This is a genomic window from Pedobacter sp. 01N416 (assembly GCF_056399685.1).
Window position 1 is genome coordinate 1 of sequence record NZ_JBFTRT010000034.1, and the last position, 14,346, is coordinate 14,346.

Annotated in this window: 14 protein-coding genes; 7 read left to right on the plus strand and 7 right to left on the minus strand. The window is 36.0% G+C overall.

Features of this window, described 5'->3' with window-relative positions; genetic code table 11:
* The 3 genes from AC1DND_RS03280 to AC1DND_RS03290 form a co-directional block, all read left to right on the plus strand.
* The coding region (locus tag AC1DND_RS03280) for a hypothetical protein (RefSeq protein ID WP_477579086.1) at positions 1-783 on the plus strand (783 nt) is incomplete at its 5' end.
* Entirely contained in the window at positions 780-2,213 is a 1,434-nt protein-coding gene (locus tag AC1DND_RS03285) for a glycosyltransferase (protein WP_477579088.1), read from the plus strand. The genes AC1DND_RS03280 and AC1DND_RS03285, both read left to right, overlap by 4 nt.
* Positions 2,214-2,599: 386 nt before the next feature.
* A complete protein-coding gene (locus tag AC1DND_RS03290; protein ID WP_477579090.1) occupies positions 2,600-3,454 on the plus strand; it encodes a phosphoribosyltransferase in 855 nt (284 codons plus the stop codon).
* Positions 3,455-3,518: 64 nt separating this feature from the next.
* On the opposite strand, the gene AC1DND_RS03295 is transcribed toward AC1DND_RS03290, so the two are convergent.
* From AC1DND_RS03295 to AC1DND_RS03305, 3 genes are read right to left on the minus strand one after another with little or no spacing between them, the layout of a single operon-like run.
* Positions 3,519-5,174 (minus strand): beta-1,6-N-acetylglucosaminyltransferase, encoded by a 1,656-nt coding sequence (locus AC1DND_RS03295; RefSeq protein ID WP_477579092.1) that lies wholly within the window; start codon positions 5,172-5,174, stop codon positions 3,519-3,521.
* 57 nt (positions 5,175-5,231) lie between these two features.
* On the minus strand, positions 5,232-5,963 hold the full coding sequence (locus AC1DND_RS03300; protein ID WP_477579094.1) for a glycosyltransferase family 25 protein: 732 nt from the start codon (positions 5,961-5,963) through the stop codon (positions 5,232-5,234).
* Positions 5,964-5,984: 21 nt separating this feature from the next.
* On the minus strand, positions 5,985-6,632 hold the full coding sequence (locus AC1DND_RS03305) for a glycosyltransferase family 32 protein (protein ID WP_477579096.1): 648 nt from the start codon (positions 6,630-6,632) through the stop codon (positions 5,985-5,987).
* A gap of 102 nt (positions 6,633-6,734) precedes the next feature.
* Between AC1DND_RS03305 and AC1DND_RS03310 the strand changes: the two genes are divergently transcribed.
* Positions 6,735-6,911: a hypothetical protein gene (locus tag AC1DND_RS03310; RefSeq protein WP_477579097.1), complete on the plus strand. Its 177-nt coding sequence runs from the start codon at positions 6,735-6,737 to the stop codon at positions 6,909-6,911.
* Here AC1DND_RS03310 and AC1DND_RS03315 read toward each other — a convergent pair.
* The 4 genes from AC1DND_RS03315 to AC1DND_RS03330 form a co-directional block, all read right to left on the minus strand.
* The gene (locus AC1DND_RS03315) at positions 6,904-8,961 is read right to left on the minus strand and encodes a glycosyltransferase (protein WP_477579099.1); all 2,058 of its coding nucleotides are present in this window, start codon (positions 8,959-8,961) and stop codon (positions 6,904-6,906) included. The genes AC1DND_RS03310 and AC1DND_RS03315 overlap by 8 nt on opposite strands.
* 312 nt (positions 8,962-9,273) lie before the next feature.
* Positions 9,274-9,693 carry a hypothetical protein gene (locus tag AC1DND_RS03320; protein ID WP_477579100.1) on the minus strand — a complete coding sequence of 140 codons (420 nt, stop codon included), beginning with the start codon at positions 9,691-9,693 and terminating at the stop codon, positions 9,274-9,276.
* Position 9,694: 1 nt separating this feature from the next.
* Positions 9,695-10,630 carry an exonuclease/endonuclease/phosphatase family protein gene (locus tag AC1DND_RS03325; protein WP_477579101.1) on the minus strand — a complete coding sequence of 312 codons (936 nt, stop codon included), beginning with the start codon at positions 10,628-10,630 and terminating at the stop codon, positions 9,695-9,697.
* A 97-nt stretch (positions 10,631-10,727) separates the two neighbouring features.
* On the minus strand, positions 10,728-11,858 hold the full coding sequence (locus AC1DND_RS03330) for a caspase family protein (RefSeq protein WP_477579103.1): 1,131 nt from the start codon (positions 11,856-11,858) through the stop codon (positions 10,728-10,730).
* Positions 11,859-11,913: 55 nt separating this feature from the next.
* Between AC1DND_RS03330 and AC1DND_RS03335 the strand changes: the two genes are divergently transcribed.
* The 3 genes from AC1DND_RS03335 to AC1DND_RS03345 all read left to right on the plus strand — a co-directional run.
* Positions 11,914-12,615, plus strand: coding sequence for a hypothetical protein (locus AC1DND_RS03335; RefSeq protein ID WP_476767445.1), 702 nt, complete (start codon positions 11,914-11,916; stop codon positions 12,613-12,615).
* A gap of 361 nt (positions 12,616-12,976) precedes the next feature.
* Positions 12,977-13,471: a hypothetical protein gene (locus tag AC1DND_RS03340; protein WP_477579105.1), complete on the plus strand. Its 495-nt coding sequence runs from the start codon at positions 12,977-12,979 to the stop codon at positions 13,469-13,471.
* A 440-nt stretch (positions 13,472-13,911) separates the two neighbouring features.
* Positions 13,912-14,346: FlaG family protein (locus AC1DND_RS03345; protein ID WP_477579107.1), on the plus strand; the 435-nt coding region annotated here is incomplete at its 3' end.

Genomic DNA, 14,346 nt, shown 5'->3' on the forward strand with positions numbered 1-14,346 from the left:
GGATATATTCCGTCTAACAGTTTTTATTCGCTCATTCAAATAATAAGGTTTTTCAATCTACATCCCAAATTTAGATTTAACATTTATCTTAATCATTCCGATTATGAATCTTTGTTAAAAAACATCTCAAACGAAAATATTCTATTTTCTGATTATTGTGTTGATAATTTAATTAAAGGTAATCATGATATTTTCATCTCTAGTGGCCCAGGTATTTCAGATTTGCTGTTCTTGGAACGCCCCATACTTATTGTAGGTAGCAAAGGTTATGGAGGATTGCTTAGTATGAAAAATTTTATTCAACACATTGACTGCGATTTCTCAGGGCGAATAGGAGGCGATGAAAATGAACCAATTCCAGAACAGCTTTTGATTAAGGATATCGGCGAGTGCTTGAAGTTATATGATGAGGCTCCAGCAACAGGGTATAGTCTATTTAAATATTGCTTACCAATTGTTAAAAATAAATTAGCTATTAAACTCAGGCCTATAGAAGTACTCGTAGCGACTAGGATTTATAATAATTTCACAAGTGCCGTCCCGCTTATGGATAAGGCTGTGAAGCTAGTAAAGTTGGGTTCACAAGGTGATGAATATGCACTTTTAAATGGCTTCAATAAAATTGTTTTAAGATTAAATAATGAAGACATTAAATGTTTAAGATATATTAATGGCAAGAATTCTTTTGATGACATCTGCACAATGACTGGTGTTTCTGATAAAAGTCAGATCTACCATTTTCTTGATAAGTTAATAGATTATAAGCTTGCTGATTTCGTATGATGGAGGCCCAAAAAAAAACGGTGAGTAAAAACTATGACACCTGTATCTGCTTGGTTCTATCCAGAAAAAAAATACTTAGTTTAATTAGTGGGAAAACATTGCCTGTACTTCAATTAAATGGTGTTGAGGTAACTGTTCTAATGGAAAATGAGAAAGGATTAGATGTCTTCATCTCTGGAATTATATATAGCAATCCGCTAATAAATTGGAGGTTTATATTTTATGAGAAAGAGAAACTATCTAATGCTGTTATACGAGCAATTAACTCTACAAAAAAACTATATTGTTTCTTTACAAGTGAAGCTCGGATAGATCTTGATGAATTTAAATATGCAAAATATTTAAACAAGTATTATAATACAATAATTTCCAAGCGGAACAGGAATGGAATGATAGTTAGTCTCTTCTGTAAATCAGGCGATCTTACAAATAGGTTGTTGGCTTTTTCCTCATTACCGCTTATTTTAGAAACAGTTATTCTAAAATTCAATTCAAACAACATAAATGAGCTGAAGATGAGCGGTCAGTTAAGAAATTTTAATGCTTATCGACAAACTGATGCCGTCAAACAAATCTTGAATAATCTTGATTTCAACGAAATCCAGGCAGATGGAATAATTTTTTATGATTATTTAAAAAAAAGTAATGAAAAGGCGCTTTCTGAATTTTTCTTGAAGCAATTTCCTTTATTTGAGTTTACAAATGATTTAGAAAATTATGGGCAGTTTAAGATAATTGCGCTGGTGCAGACATTTAACGAAATAAAAAACATCAACAGTCTTCTAAACCATTTGGATAATTATTGCGATGGCATTATATTGTTGGATGATGGGAGTACAGATGGAACGTTCGAGGCGGCAAAGCATGATAAATTAATAATAAAGGTTAAGAAAATACGGTCGGTGTTTAATGATCTGGAGAATAGAAACATACTGCTCAATCTGGTGTCATTTTTTAATCATCAGTGGGCTTTTTTTATAGACGCTGATGAGCGGTTCGATCCCCGATTCGATAAAATATACGAAGTCGCTGCAAATAGGGAAATTGATGTAATAGCCTTTCAGCTTATCAATCTATGGGACTCTGAAGAAGAATACAGAACCGATATACCAGATTCCAATCAATTATCAAAGAACGGTATTTTAGCTAGATGGCGAATGTTTAGAAACATTGGTAGGTGCCAGATCATTAGCTCACACAATTTACATTTCCCAACTGTTCCATATTTTAAAAATCCCGCAAAGGCTTCTCTACTTCTTAAACACTATGGAATAATTGAGAAAGAATTAAGGATCAAAAAACATGATTTCTACTTATCTCAAGATGAAAATTTTGAGAAACACAATGGCAGGAATTATGCTATGCTGGGTAAGGATATTTGTTATAGGACAAGGCTTGTCGAATCCATTACGATCTCCGAACTCCAGTAAAATTTTTATTTAATATTTCTTAGACTTTACGGTTTATCTATTAAGTAAAGTTGCAGTGTGAACCTCAGCTAGCTACCGGGATCGGCTTCAGATAATAAAAAAAATCTGTAGTACCCAATGCAATATGATAGCCGTCAGATGACAATATTTTTTAGTAAAAAGGATTACAATAATATTTGTTATAATTGAAAAAAGAACTTTGAGAAAACCAAAAGTCTTATTGTACGGAATCCCTGGGTTGACGAAGATTATTTTGGTATCTAAAAGTGTTTGGTATATCAACTGATTAAGATCTTCCCTGTTTTGTTGGTCGAATTGCAGATAGGACTAACTCGCCTGACGGGGTGCAGGTAATGGAATAATAAAATAATATAAGTTTTCATCATATGGAATATCGCTCTTTAAATAACTTGAATGAACAAATAGTTAGGAATATCCATCAAATACCCGGAAATATAGATCTTGTTGTTGGGATTCCGAGGAGTGGCCTATTAGCAGCAAACCTTATAGCACTTCACCTAAACCTTCCTGTAACAGACTTGCAATCTTTCGCAAGCAAAATGCCTATTAAAGGAGGAAATAGGATTAAACACTTGATAAAGCCATTTGAAGAATATAACAATATTTTGGTTGTTGATGATAGTTTGTTTACGGGAAAGGCTATGAATGAGGCGCGATTATTCTTAAAATCACACGTACAAAACATTAACATCACTTTTCTCGCAGTTTTTATAGTTAAAGAAGCAGTTGGTTTAGTTGACCTATACTTTGATATATGTTCGTTTCCACGGGTGTTTGAATGGAATCTCATGCATCATGATTTTTTAGAATTGTGTCTTATGGATATAGATGGAGTATTGTGCGTAGATCCTAGAGATGATGAAAATGATGATGGCATTGAATATGCAAAATTTATCAATAATGCTCGAACATTATTTAGGCCAAGCGTGCCCATTGGGGCACTAATCACTAGCCGTCTTGAAAAATATAGGAAAGAGACTGAAGAATGGCTGTCCAGAAATAAGATTATATACAGATCCCTTATTATGTTAGACCTTCCAGATATGGAAACTAGAAAAAGATTAGGAGTGCATGCGCAATTTAAGGCTTTTTACTATAAAAAAAGTAACGCATTATTATTTATCGAGAGCTCCGAATGGCAGGCGCGTAAAATTGTCGAAATTTCTAAAAGACCTGTTTTTTGCACTGATATAAATAAAATGTTATTGTCACCAAGATGAGATAATGGCGGGAATATCTAGCTGTATATAAATAAATTCTGTTTTCTTTGATATAGCAATTGACTTAAACTGTATTTTCATTTAAATGTTTCTGCCAATCATTATTCAAGCCTTCGATTTTAACAGGATGATATATAAAAGGTGCTATAATTTCCTTTTCGTCAATAAAGGGTCTAAACCTCATCGAACTTAGTTCTTTCCCCTTCTCCCCTAAATTGCCTTTGTAAAATTTTTCCGCGAAATCTCTTAAGACGAATGGGCCATTGCCGCCAAAATCGTTTACAACAAAACCAGCATTTGTCAAAAGTGTGGGTATTAGGACTTCATGATGGCCTTCCCATCCATTGGTCATGGCGTTATCTAGATATGCTAACGCTTTTTTAGATATCCTGAATATAGGATTGAAAGATGAGACCATTGAGAGGCCATGATCAGTCTGCTCCTTGAACTTTAAAGTATTCCACCAATACCAGTTCCGGTTAAATGCATAAAACCGAACGTGGCTGCTTATAAAATCTGAAATGAGATTGTTTTTGAAAACATCGAAAAAATTTTCCCATTTCCCATTGTAGCGGACATCGTCTTCAATATACCAGTAAAAGTCATAATTTGGAAATTCCCTGTAAAAACTCATCAACGCAAAATGATTACTGCCAGGCAGCAAATTGCTTTTTATTGGCTTATAACCGAGGGAATGAAGTATAGAGTTGTCTATGATAAATATATCTTTTTCAATACCCAAAGGAATGTTTTCAGATGTTTTGTGATAGATTATCTTTGCAGTGTGGGGATCGTTTTGTGCGTCTTTTATTTTTGAGAATTCTTCAAAAATCCTTTGATCATCTTTGTTTGTCAAAAAAAGAACCGCATTAGCCACAGCGGGAATTATCGTTTTTTCATTTTCGTAAAACAGAATTTCCTTATCGATAAAATCTAATATATTTTTATCCCCGGTGGTTGGTTCAAACTTACGGGCAAAAAGTTCTTGACTGTTCTTTATAAGTTCTAGATCACCTATTGTCAGTCCCCGAGGATTAGTATCTGGATATACGGCGTCCCACTTTATTAACCGTAAACTATTGTTTACTATATTCTTTTTAATGAATTTTTCTTCTAAATTAAGAATCAGCGTTTGGAAAAAACTCTCATCCGGAATCAAAACACTTTGGAAATATTTGATGAATGCAGGATTATCATCCAGAAACTCTAAGATATAATCGACAAGTCTCATTGGAAAAGACCACCATTGAGAACCTCCATAAATTTTTATAACAGAATTGACCATTTCGAAGTTCGGATACCYTTGTATTCCGCCGTTTTTCCAGCCTAGGTGCGGTATCCGGTTAAAATCGATATAGATCGCTTGTCGATTACTTCTAAAAAATGAATTTATAAGTGCTAAATTTTTTATAGGGTAGTCTTGTCCACTTAGAAGCGTTACCCGTTCAACGTTGAGGATTTTTTTAGAAATTAGTTTTAGTCCGTTTAATGTAGCCTGAACAATACCATAGCTGGTCCATTTAGTCAGTACCCTATCTTCCACATAATAGATCTCATCATGAATATCCCCAATAATATCGATAAAGGATCGAATTTCACAACGTATATCTAAATGCAGTACAAAAGCAGTATTTTTGCCCTTTAACCGATCAATGAGTCTTTTGATCTGTGATGCGTTTTTATGCGCAATTATTAAATAGACAAATGTCTTCTGTTTCATATCATTCAATTAGTAACACCAAGGTATGATTGTGTTACTGGGCTCCTGAATCCCTTTTCATTCAATAATAACTAATTCCGCATCATTGCTGGCGGTATTTAAACCGTAATAATTTTTCACCCACCAAGAATGAAAAATTGCCCGAAGCTTATTATTCTCATTGAGATATAAAGGCGCGGAAGTAACTGCTTTATTTGGATACTCACCTTGAACAAAAAAGGGATAAACAGTTGCGAATACCCTGAAATTCTTCTGGTTGTTTGCCAATCCGACATCACAATGCCATTCTGATTGTTCACATATTTTTTGTGAGGCTTTTTTATATTTATCTGAGATATATAAAATAGAATGGGTGGAAAGCATTCCAGAGATTTCATAATAATCTTCAGAATATTTTGTGGCACTGGTTGGAGAATTTAATTTTGAGTGTTTTGCAAACTTAGGAAATATGCCCCAATGAGAAATTCCCAAGTATACACAATCAGCTTCATCAGGTATTTCTATATTCATCTTAAAGTCTTCAGTGATTTCAACATCGTCTTCAAGGATCAGTACCGGGGAATTTGGCTGGTGTTCTTTTATGATATATTTAAGAACTTCAGAGTGTGACTTGGCGCATCCGTTCGCGACCTGATCTTTGACTGTTGTTCCATGCCCTTGAATGGCTTCAAAGCAAAGTGTATTCGTTAAGCCATATTTATTAAAGATTGAAGTCATATTTTGACTTCTCTCTTTGTTACTGGGCAAATTGATCCAAACAATAAGAATTTCCTTTAGATTTATATTCATTTGAGAGTTTAAAAAGAATGACTAGTCAGAATTATAGCCTTGGAAGGCACTCCCAGGAGTGCTTCCCCAATACTGTTTAGCATAAATCTTAGCTGGACCGTTATATTGAATCCCAGTATAATGTTTGGGAATAAAATAATAGCTTGGATAAACACTTATTGAATTATAAGAATGTTTGTGAATTACTGAGGTAAGGAATAATGGACCAACCGTTCTCCATGCCGTGTGTTTTCCAATCAAAAGATCTTCCTTGTTCAGTAGGTTTAATTGTTTTATTAATAAGCCCATTAATTGATTGTCTTTTGTCGAACCTAGGTATCCTGCTGCTATAAGGTTTTTCCTTACAATTTCATTTTCATAACAACTAAATGAATCGTTTAACAGAAAAAAATCGTCAAGAGAATTGGTGCACTCAGCATCGGCATCAACAAAGAAACCACCAAACTTATTTAAGATCTCATATCGAGCTATGTCACACTTCCCATTCAATTCAGGCATAATATCATACTGCTTCTGATTAACCAGGCCGTTGGGGAAATGTTGTTTTAATAAATCCTCTGTCCATAGAATATGAAGCCAGCTTGGATGATATGCTTTCCAGGTATCAATTAAAGACATGGGAGCTGGTTTGTCTCCAATCCAAAATTGATGGATAATTTTCGGGATCATTTATTCAGATATGATTTTATTTAATATTCTATCGAGTGGGTAATTACTTAATATCATTGTCTCCAATGAGTTTTGTAGTTAAAACAATATATGCTTAAAAATATGGATATATTATTAGATAAAAAAGATTTTAGCTCTCTTATAAAGCTGTTTTCAAATTTAAAGTTATTCAGAGCCTTTCAAGCATTACCTTTTATAATCGTTATTATTGATAGGTTTATACACTCAATTGGAGCTACTGAAGATTATATCAAGCAAATCGCTCAAAAAATTATTTAAGTCTTAGAATTTCCGCATGTAGTATTTTGCGGAAAAATGGGAACAAAAGCGCTGAAGAATAAAATTTGTGTTTTTCATTTGCTTCGAGCAACTTGTTAAACCATTCAGCTGCCGCCGGTAATTCTTCCTTCGTGATTGAACCTGTATTCATCAATTTGATGTGCAAATCCAATTCATCATCGGAAAAACCTGTATTAAAATTTATTAGTTGAGATCGTCTTACTTCATTAGCATAATTGATTTGGTCCACTTTGGCAAAAGTTGAAATTTGAGAGGAATGCACCCTATACTGAATTAAAGTTTGGTTTAAATTAACTACAGGAAATAGTTTAATTATTTTTGATATAAAGTCATAATCCCCGGCATATTTAAAACCTTCATTATATTTCAGATTATGTTTGACAACAAGATGCCTTCTTATCATCATTGTACTTTGGGTCAAAAAATTATCTTTTAAAAGACAAACTTTAATATTGCTATATCTAAATGGGCGTTTTATAAAGCCTATTTTATTATTATTAGCATCAATTAATTCACTTAATCCACCAATACATCCAACTCTTTTATGACTTTCAAGATATTCGTACTGGTTTGATAAACAGTTTGGTTTCGCAATATCATCTGCATCAAACATTGCTATATATTTTCCTTTCGCATACTTCATTCCTTGATTTCTTGCGAAGTAGTTCCCCCGATTTTCTTTAAAAGCATAATACTTTATTCTTACATCATTAAACTTTCTCACCTCTAGGAATGTATTGTCAGTTGATCCATCGTCTATGATAAGTAATTCGAAGTTGTTGAAAGATTGATCTATAATGCTTTGAATAGCCTGGTAAATGAACTTTTCTGCGTTGTAGCAGGGCATAACCACCGAAATCCTAACACCTTTCGAGCTTTCTTCATGTCCAAAAAAGTGAAACGGAGCGATTTTCTGGTTATCAAGAATTGGAATGGATTTTGATCCGATAGCTGGGGAGGAGTGGGCTTTCATTATTAATGTTTCCAAGCTTTTAAGATGTTTGGATACAGTGAAGTCCGTTTTTATCCGGGATCTTCCAGCATTGCCTAATCGTTTGGCAAATTCGGGGGATTCCAAAATCTTAATCATAGCTCTGCTCATTCCATCTACATCGAAATAGTCAACAAGCAACCCTGTTATTCCATCTAAAATAACGTCAGGGACGCCACCATGTTTTGTTGAAATTACTGGCAGGGCTGCAGCCGATGCTTCCATCACTACTATTGGGGTTTCAGCTGAATTACAATGTTCAGAAACAACAGAGTGTTGTATAAAAGCGATGGATTCCGAAAATAGTTTTTGTAGGCTTTTTTGGGATACAGGGCCTATCAATCTGATATTTGACGTTAATCCCCATTCCCTAACCAAGTCTTTGCATTTATCAAAAAATGGGCCATTGCCGGTAAATATTAAAACGGCTTCGGGATAGAGAGCAGTTACATTTCTAAAAGCAGTTATAGTTAACGCAAATGCCTTTTTGTCTATAAACCTTTCTGCTGCTATAAATTGCTTTTGTTTAGATTTTGGCCTCAAATTAAGATAATTCTCATTGGGGCCGTAATATGAAATAACCATTTTCTCTTTTGGACACCCTATTCTCAGCAAGTCTTCATACATTTTATTAGATACTACAATGATAAAACTAGCATAATTAAATACTTGAAGATACTTCTCATAATATCGAGCAGATATTTCTTTACTTGCATCATACCCATGAAAATGAACAACCAAAGGAATATTCAATGATTGGACTACATTCAAACTTTCGGCTGCTGTTATGCCAAATTCAGTCAAAACGCAATCAATTTGTTCTTTTATAAATGATTCTCTAAGTTTAAGTTCTGGCAAAGTTAAATTCTGATAAAAACCGTGCTCCATATTATATGGTAAAATACCTATGGGCTCTAATCGCTTGGGAATAAGCCCATCAAAATAAAACTTGATATTAAAACGCAACTGTCTGTGAACTTGGATAAAAGTTTCTGAATAACTCTCCTTAACTGGTGCGAGAATGGCTAGATTGATCATCAATTATTGTAAAGAGTTAATCAGAGGTGTAAACAACTGATGCTTTTAGATTATAAATATAAATACGAAAATTTTAAATTTCATCAACTAAAAAATTTTCTAAACATTAAGTGTTCCAGAGTGGAGAAGCAATCTTTTCATTGTTTTGTAATAAACCGGCTGAAGAATGAGAAGTGTCTCCAAATACTATCGAAAGCCATCAGAATGTCGTCTTGGGAGCGGATGGGTATTTCATTAATGCGGTTTCCTCACTTTTGAAGATCCAAAATGACTACTCCCAATTATTTAATATTTCCAGTACTAATTGGAAAATCAGGTTCCGGTTTCTAAAACAATGCTGATCTGTTGTTTTACGATATCAGTATTAACCGCTTCTTTAAGTTGTTTAATCAATTGGGCTTCACTTTCGGCTCTACCATGTTTATAAGGTTTTGGAGGATTTAGGTAAATTTCGGCAGGGTACCATCCATCATCAGTGACACTCATTTCCAAAATCTTGATCTGTACTCCGATTATTTTTGAATGTGTGATAATCAGCGAATATTTAAAATTATAGAGGTCCTGGTTTTCCTTTTTCAGATAACTTGCTTTTAAAATTCCCAAAATTTTTCCTTCGTAAGCATCATACAGGGCTTCCGTAAATTTCGATAATACGCCGTATGGAGCGGTATTAAAGGAAGTGTTTTTATTTAACTCATCTTTTTTCGGCCAGAGATTTTCGTAGTCGTTCATGTCAAAAATTATTTAATTCAAAAAATATGGGTAAATGATCGCTGAAATTAGATTTGTCAGGTGTAAAATCGGCTTTTATAAATTCTTTTCCACCTTGATGTCCAACAATATACTCAAAACTTGAAAGGCTAAAGTTAGTGATAAGTTCTTTTCTTATGATTACCTGGTCAAGGATATACCAATAATAGTTGATATCCGAGCTGCTGCTGAAAAAATAAGAACCACTTGGTCGTCTGCTTACCGTGGTATTTTCAGTTGTGTGATCGCCGAATTTTGACCAGGATGGATTATAGTATGAAAAATATGGTATTTCATAGAAGCTATTCATTCCTATTAATTCTTGGCTGGGTAAAGCAAAGAAACCTTTGTGATTGATCATGCCCAGTTCAAAGGGATTCATATTGAAATCTCCAAAAACTATACTTCTAAGTTTTTCTTTATGCTCGGTTACTTCGATCTGTTTCTTGAATAATTCTGCAAGATCAAGTTGCTTGTTGATGCTACAGTACATCCTGCTTGGAAAATGAAGGGGTACCAGAAGGAATGACTTTTTATTAACGGTTATTTTAAAAAAAAGCATTCTTTCAAACCTATTTAGGTATCCTGTAAAATATTCAGACTCATCGGTTGTCACATTGGCAATATCAGAAGGGCGAAAGGGGACAGAATAAGTATCAAGAAGTTCAATTTTAAAAGCCTGGTTCTTTTTATAAAAAGTGTGCAGCCACGCAGATTCCGGATCTGTACCTCTCAGATAAGTTAATCCGGTTCTTTTTTCAATATCTTGAACTAAGGTGTCCGTATTTTTCTTGTCCGTATTTTTACAGATCTCAGCTAAGACCAGAATGTCCACATTTTTTGCTTTCGCCAGCTTTTCGATCTCTGGAGCTAGGGTGTCGAGTTTCTGATATACGTTCCAATAAAGTGTTTTGAGCATAAAAGGCTTAATATTCTGGCGTTATATGTCTTCAAAGATATATAACAGTATTAAAATAACATAGGTATGGATAATTAAAGCTAGAATGTTATTTTCTTTAAAATTTAATATCCTTGATATGTTCTTCAGCAGTACCGTCTTTGAAATAAACCCTTGTTTTTATCGGAAATTGCCCGTAAACAATTAGATTGTGTTCGAAATTTGAATCAATGTTTACTTGGGTTGGCAATAACGTAACAATCGGGTGTGGCATGGTTGCGTCTAGAAAGTATACTACAGAATCAATTGGTTTCTGTGCAGTGACAGTAAGCATAGCTTTATACCATTGTTTACGTTGAAAGAACCACCTATGCCTCGCGCTTGCATCTATTTTAAAATCAGCAAACAATTGGGTCGGGTCTTCATCTGATGGCGATTTGGGTTTAATGAGATCACACTCTGAAGGGATCCATCTAGGAGAACTATAGTACCGCGCATAATTTGTACGAGCTTCTGTATAGGATTTTGTCTGAGCAAGTATTGACTCCCATGTAGCCTGATGTGTGTACTTGGGATTCATAATTTCATTAAAGGCCTCTAGGAAACTTCTTGTGAAATATGAGCCTTTCTCGGTCTGAACGGCCTTAAAGCCGGGTTGTGCAGCGGTAACCATTACATTGTCACATCTGCTAAACAAAGCTTCGAGTTTATTTTTGTTAAATAGAGGTTCAGGACTTAAATCTTCACCTGTAAATTCCTTTCCTATCAGCATCAGTGTCCCCTGATTATTTAATTGGATATAATTACTGCAGGCATCAATTAAGGTCACAATGAATTTCGGCTTTTGATCTAATAACTTTTTGTGAAGCTGTGAAGAAGCAAGTGGAATGTTTGGTATAAAGATATTTGGGAATTTCGCAGGATCCCCCTTTTTCAAGAAGCCGTGACCGCTGTAGTAGAAAATGACGATATCCTTTTTGGTGATTTTCGGTAAAATGTTATCGATTAGCTCATTTACCCCTTGTGTCGTTAGTTCAAGGCCTGAAAGTGTATGTTCTACAAATCCGTATCCCATTGATTTAGCAATCTTTTGAGATAAGTTTTTCATTCTTGAGTGATCGAGTGCTGAACCTTCCCTCATCACACGGTCTTTGTCTGCAGTGCTGCAAAGAAGAAAGGCGTGAACACGCTGCGCAGCAGCTGTCTTAAAGGCCATAGCCAATAAAAAAATAAAAAAGAGACGCTTCATATTTTATAACTAGTTATTAATATGTAAATTAGATGTAACTAAATTAAACAAAATTATGAAAAAGCTCTTATCTGTCCTTTCAATAGGACTATTATTGTTTTCCTGCAATGACAAATCCGCTGGCATAAGCGATGAAGATTTTAAATCCATGGTTGATTCAGTGAAGGCCAAAGATATTCCTGGGAATAAAGTTATCAAGTATGAAACCCTTACCGCTATGTCTCCAGAAACGGCGAGTAAAGTCCCTGAATTGCTAAATGAGAACAAGCCGGAATGTTCAAATCTTCCTACGGCTATAAGTCAGCTTAATAGCGGTGCGGGTTTTGAAATGTATAAATTTACCTCTGATGCTTCTGCCTCGGCTTCTGCGATGGGCTTTTCTGGAAGTATTGGGAAAAAGGAAATACTGATTATTCAAGATTATGTGCGGTATAAACTTGTCGAATGTGACGGTGCTCAGAAAAAAATAGGTATCGGACTGAGGTGTTTCATTCACGTGAAATCAATTAAATCTAAGTTTGGGGGATCTTTACCAAATATTGCTGCAAGTGCTCAATTGGACATGGCTTCCGCCACTTTTAGCTTAAAATCACTTGGTTTTGGTATGGACGGGAGTCTTATCGCTGAAGGACTAGGATCTCAAGGAGATTATAACGTAGATAACTTTGGTAAGCTTGCAATAACTTTTAATAATGTATTGAAAACGTTGAACGCCAGTAATACTACAATTTCGATTAGTCCAGTAGAATTGCCTTAAGTGTGAAGTAATCATATTTAGTTTTAAAAAGGCTGATAAATTATATTTATCAGCTTTTTTTTGTCCTATTTTTAGTTGATATTTTTTCAACTACATTGTCTTGCTGGCCAAGAATTTAACCAGTATGTTTCTTATAAGCAACTATTGTTTCAACTTATACCAGGTTTTTGTCCGTAGTTTTTTAACTGATTTGAAAAAGACCATTCACTTAATACCAAGATCCCAATTTCCTTTTTATTTCTTGACCTGCCTTTTGGACGCGCTTTTTCTGCAATTTTTCCAAGCTCGGCCATAAAGTTTTGCGTTCTGCGAAACTTTGATCCAGTTAAGCAATACCGCTTGATGGATTAAAGTTTCTTTGATGGTAAAGTTCATTTCTAATTGGCAACCGATGTTTTTTGTTGCCGCCTGCCTGATGGGCATCTGTTCGGTCGGGCTTCTTTTTTATTTCTTAAAAGTTTGGTGCCGGGCCCGTGGGGAACCTGGAGGGAATGGTACGGCTGCTGTTTCCAGTGGTGGTGTGGCTGATGTGATGGGAAAGGTGAGGTTGGAGGCCGGGGTTCAGGAGGTGCGAATGTCGGAGCTGGTTTTTGACCGATCAGGGAATGCGGAAAATGTGGAGCCTGCGGAACGCATGGCTAGTGTGCAAAGTGTGGGAATGGCAGATGATGTGATGGATGAGGTGAGCAAGTGTTTTGATTTGATCGGGGAAATGGACGGTAAGAAGGAGGATTTTATACGGATGATGTCGGGGCTGGAGGGGATCTATCCGGAGATGGCGGATCATCCTGTGCTGGCCGAGGTCCGATCAGGCGTTTCGCCCAGCATTACTTCTGAGCATCCGCATAATGGATAATTCCTTAACGTTGAGCGGTAGCTGATCTTTTCCGCTTTCCGCTTTCTTTTTTCTATGGGTTATCTTTTCTGAGGTGATCGTGGGTACCACTCTGCCCTTTTGGAGAAGCAAATTTCTGAACAATCCTGTTTCCGTCAAGGCCGGGCCCCTGCGGGGTCTGCTCGAAAAAAATCTTCCCTGCTCGCTTCGCTCTCGAGGTTTTTTTTTCGGCAGAGCCTTGTCTTGAAAACAGGACCGTAGTCAGGTGAGGGGCTTATCAAAAGGACAGGAGGCTCCTGCCGACTGACATAAATTATTAGCCCATGGAAAAATTAAACGGTAGAAGCCCACCCACAGCCCAAAGGCCTCGCATGGCGCAGGATGCGCCACGGCTTAAAGCAGTTTCCCCGATAGGGGATGTTATAGGAATCATTTTAAACAATTATTTAAATCAAAAAATCATGAAAACGAATTTAATCGAGAACGGAAAATCAAACGGTCAGTTAACAGGTACGCCAAAAGCGGATAGTGCAGGAGTAAAAGTTGCCCAGGATGGGAGCAATGGAAGAGGTGCGGGGGCGAAAAAGGATGATAAGGAAATTAACGGTGCTGTTAATGGAGAGGCAAAAAAGGAAGAAGTAAAAGGGACGGAGGTGAAGCAGGAGCCGACCAAGACGGAGATCAAAGAACAGTTGGCGGAGCAAAAGCCTGCGATGAATCTGGAGCAGGTTTTAAAAATGGTGGAGAGCCTGCACCGCAAAAAAATCCAAAGGGATAAATTGGTTGAGACCATTACGACTTTGGAGGAGTTTGAGGTGAAACAGTTGGAGGATGCGGAGGAAACGGGTATCGGCCAGCACCAACGCTGTGAACTAATGATTGAGGATGACAAGGGG

What these genes read in the sequence shown, in the direction of transcription:
- AC1DND_RS03285 (WP_477579088.1), top strand. Translation starts at nt 780, where the DNA reads ATGATGGAGGCCCAAAAAAAAACGGTGAGTAAAAACTATGACACCTGT.
- AC1DND_RS03290 (WP_477579090.1), top strand. Translation starts at nt 2,600, where the DNA reads ATGGAATATCGCTCTTTAAATAACTTGAATGAACAAATAGTTAGGAAT.
- AC1DND_RS03300 (WP_477579094.1), bottom strand. Translation starts at nt 5,963, where the DNA reads ATGAATATAAATCTAAAGGAAATTCTTATTGTTTGGATCAATTTGCCC.
- AC1DND_RS03305 (WP_477579096.1), bottom strand. Translation starts at nt 6,632, where the DNA reads ATGATCCCGAAAATTATCCATCAATTTTGGATTGGAGACAAACCAGCT.
- AC1DND_RS03310 (WP_477579097.1), top strand. Translation starts at nt 6,735, where the DNA reads ATGGATATATTATTAGATAAAAAAGATTTTAGCTCTCTTATAAAGCTG.
- AC1DND_RS03315 (WP_477579099.1), bottom strand. Translation starts at nt 8,961, where the DNA reads ATGATCAATCTAGCCATTCTCGCACCAGTTAAGGAGAGTTATTCAGAA.
- AC1DND_RS03320 (WP_477579100.1), bottom strand. Translation starts at nt 9,693, where the DNA reads ATGAACGACTACGAAAATCTCTGGCCGAAAAAAGATGAGTTAAATAAA.
- AC1DND_RS03325 (WP_477579101.1), bottom strand. Translation starts at nt 10,630, where the DNA reads ATGCTCAAAACACTTTATTGGAACGTATATCAGAAACTCGACACCCTA.
- AC1DND_RS03330 (WP_477579103.1), bottom strand. Translation starts at nt 11,858, where the DNA reads ATGAAGCGTCTCTTTTTTATTTTTTTATTGGCTATGGCCTTTAAGACA.
- AC1DND_RS03335 (WP_476767445.1), top strand. Translation starts at nt 11,914, where the DNA reads ATGAAAAAGCTCTTATCTGTCCTTTCAATAGGACTATTATTGTTTTCC.
- AC1DND_RS03340 (WP_477579105.1), top strand. Translation starts at nt 12,977, where the DNA reads ATGGTAAAGTTCATTTCTAATTGGCAACCGATGTTTTTTGTTGCCGCC.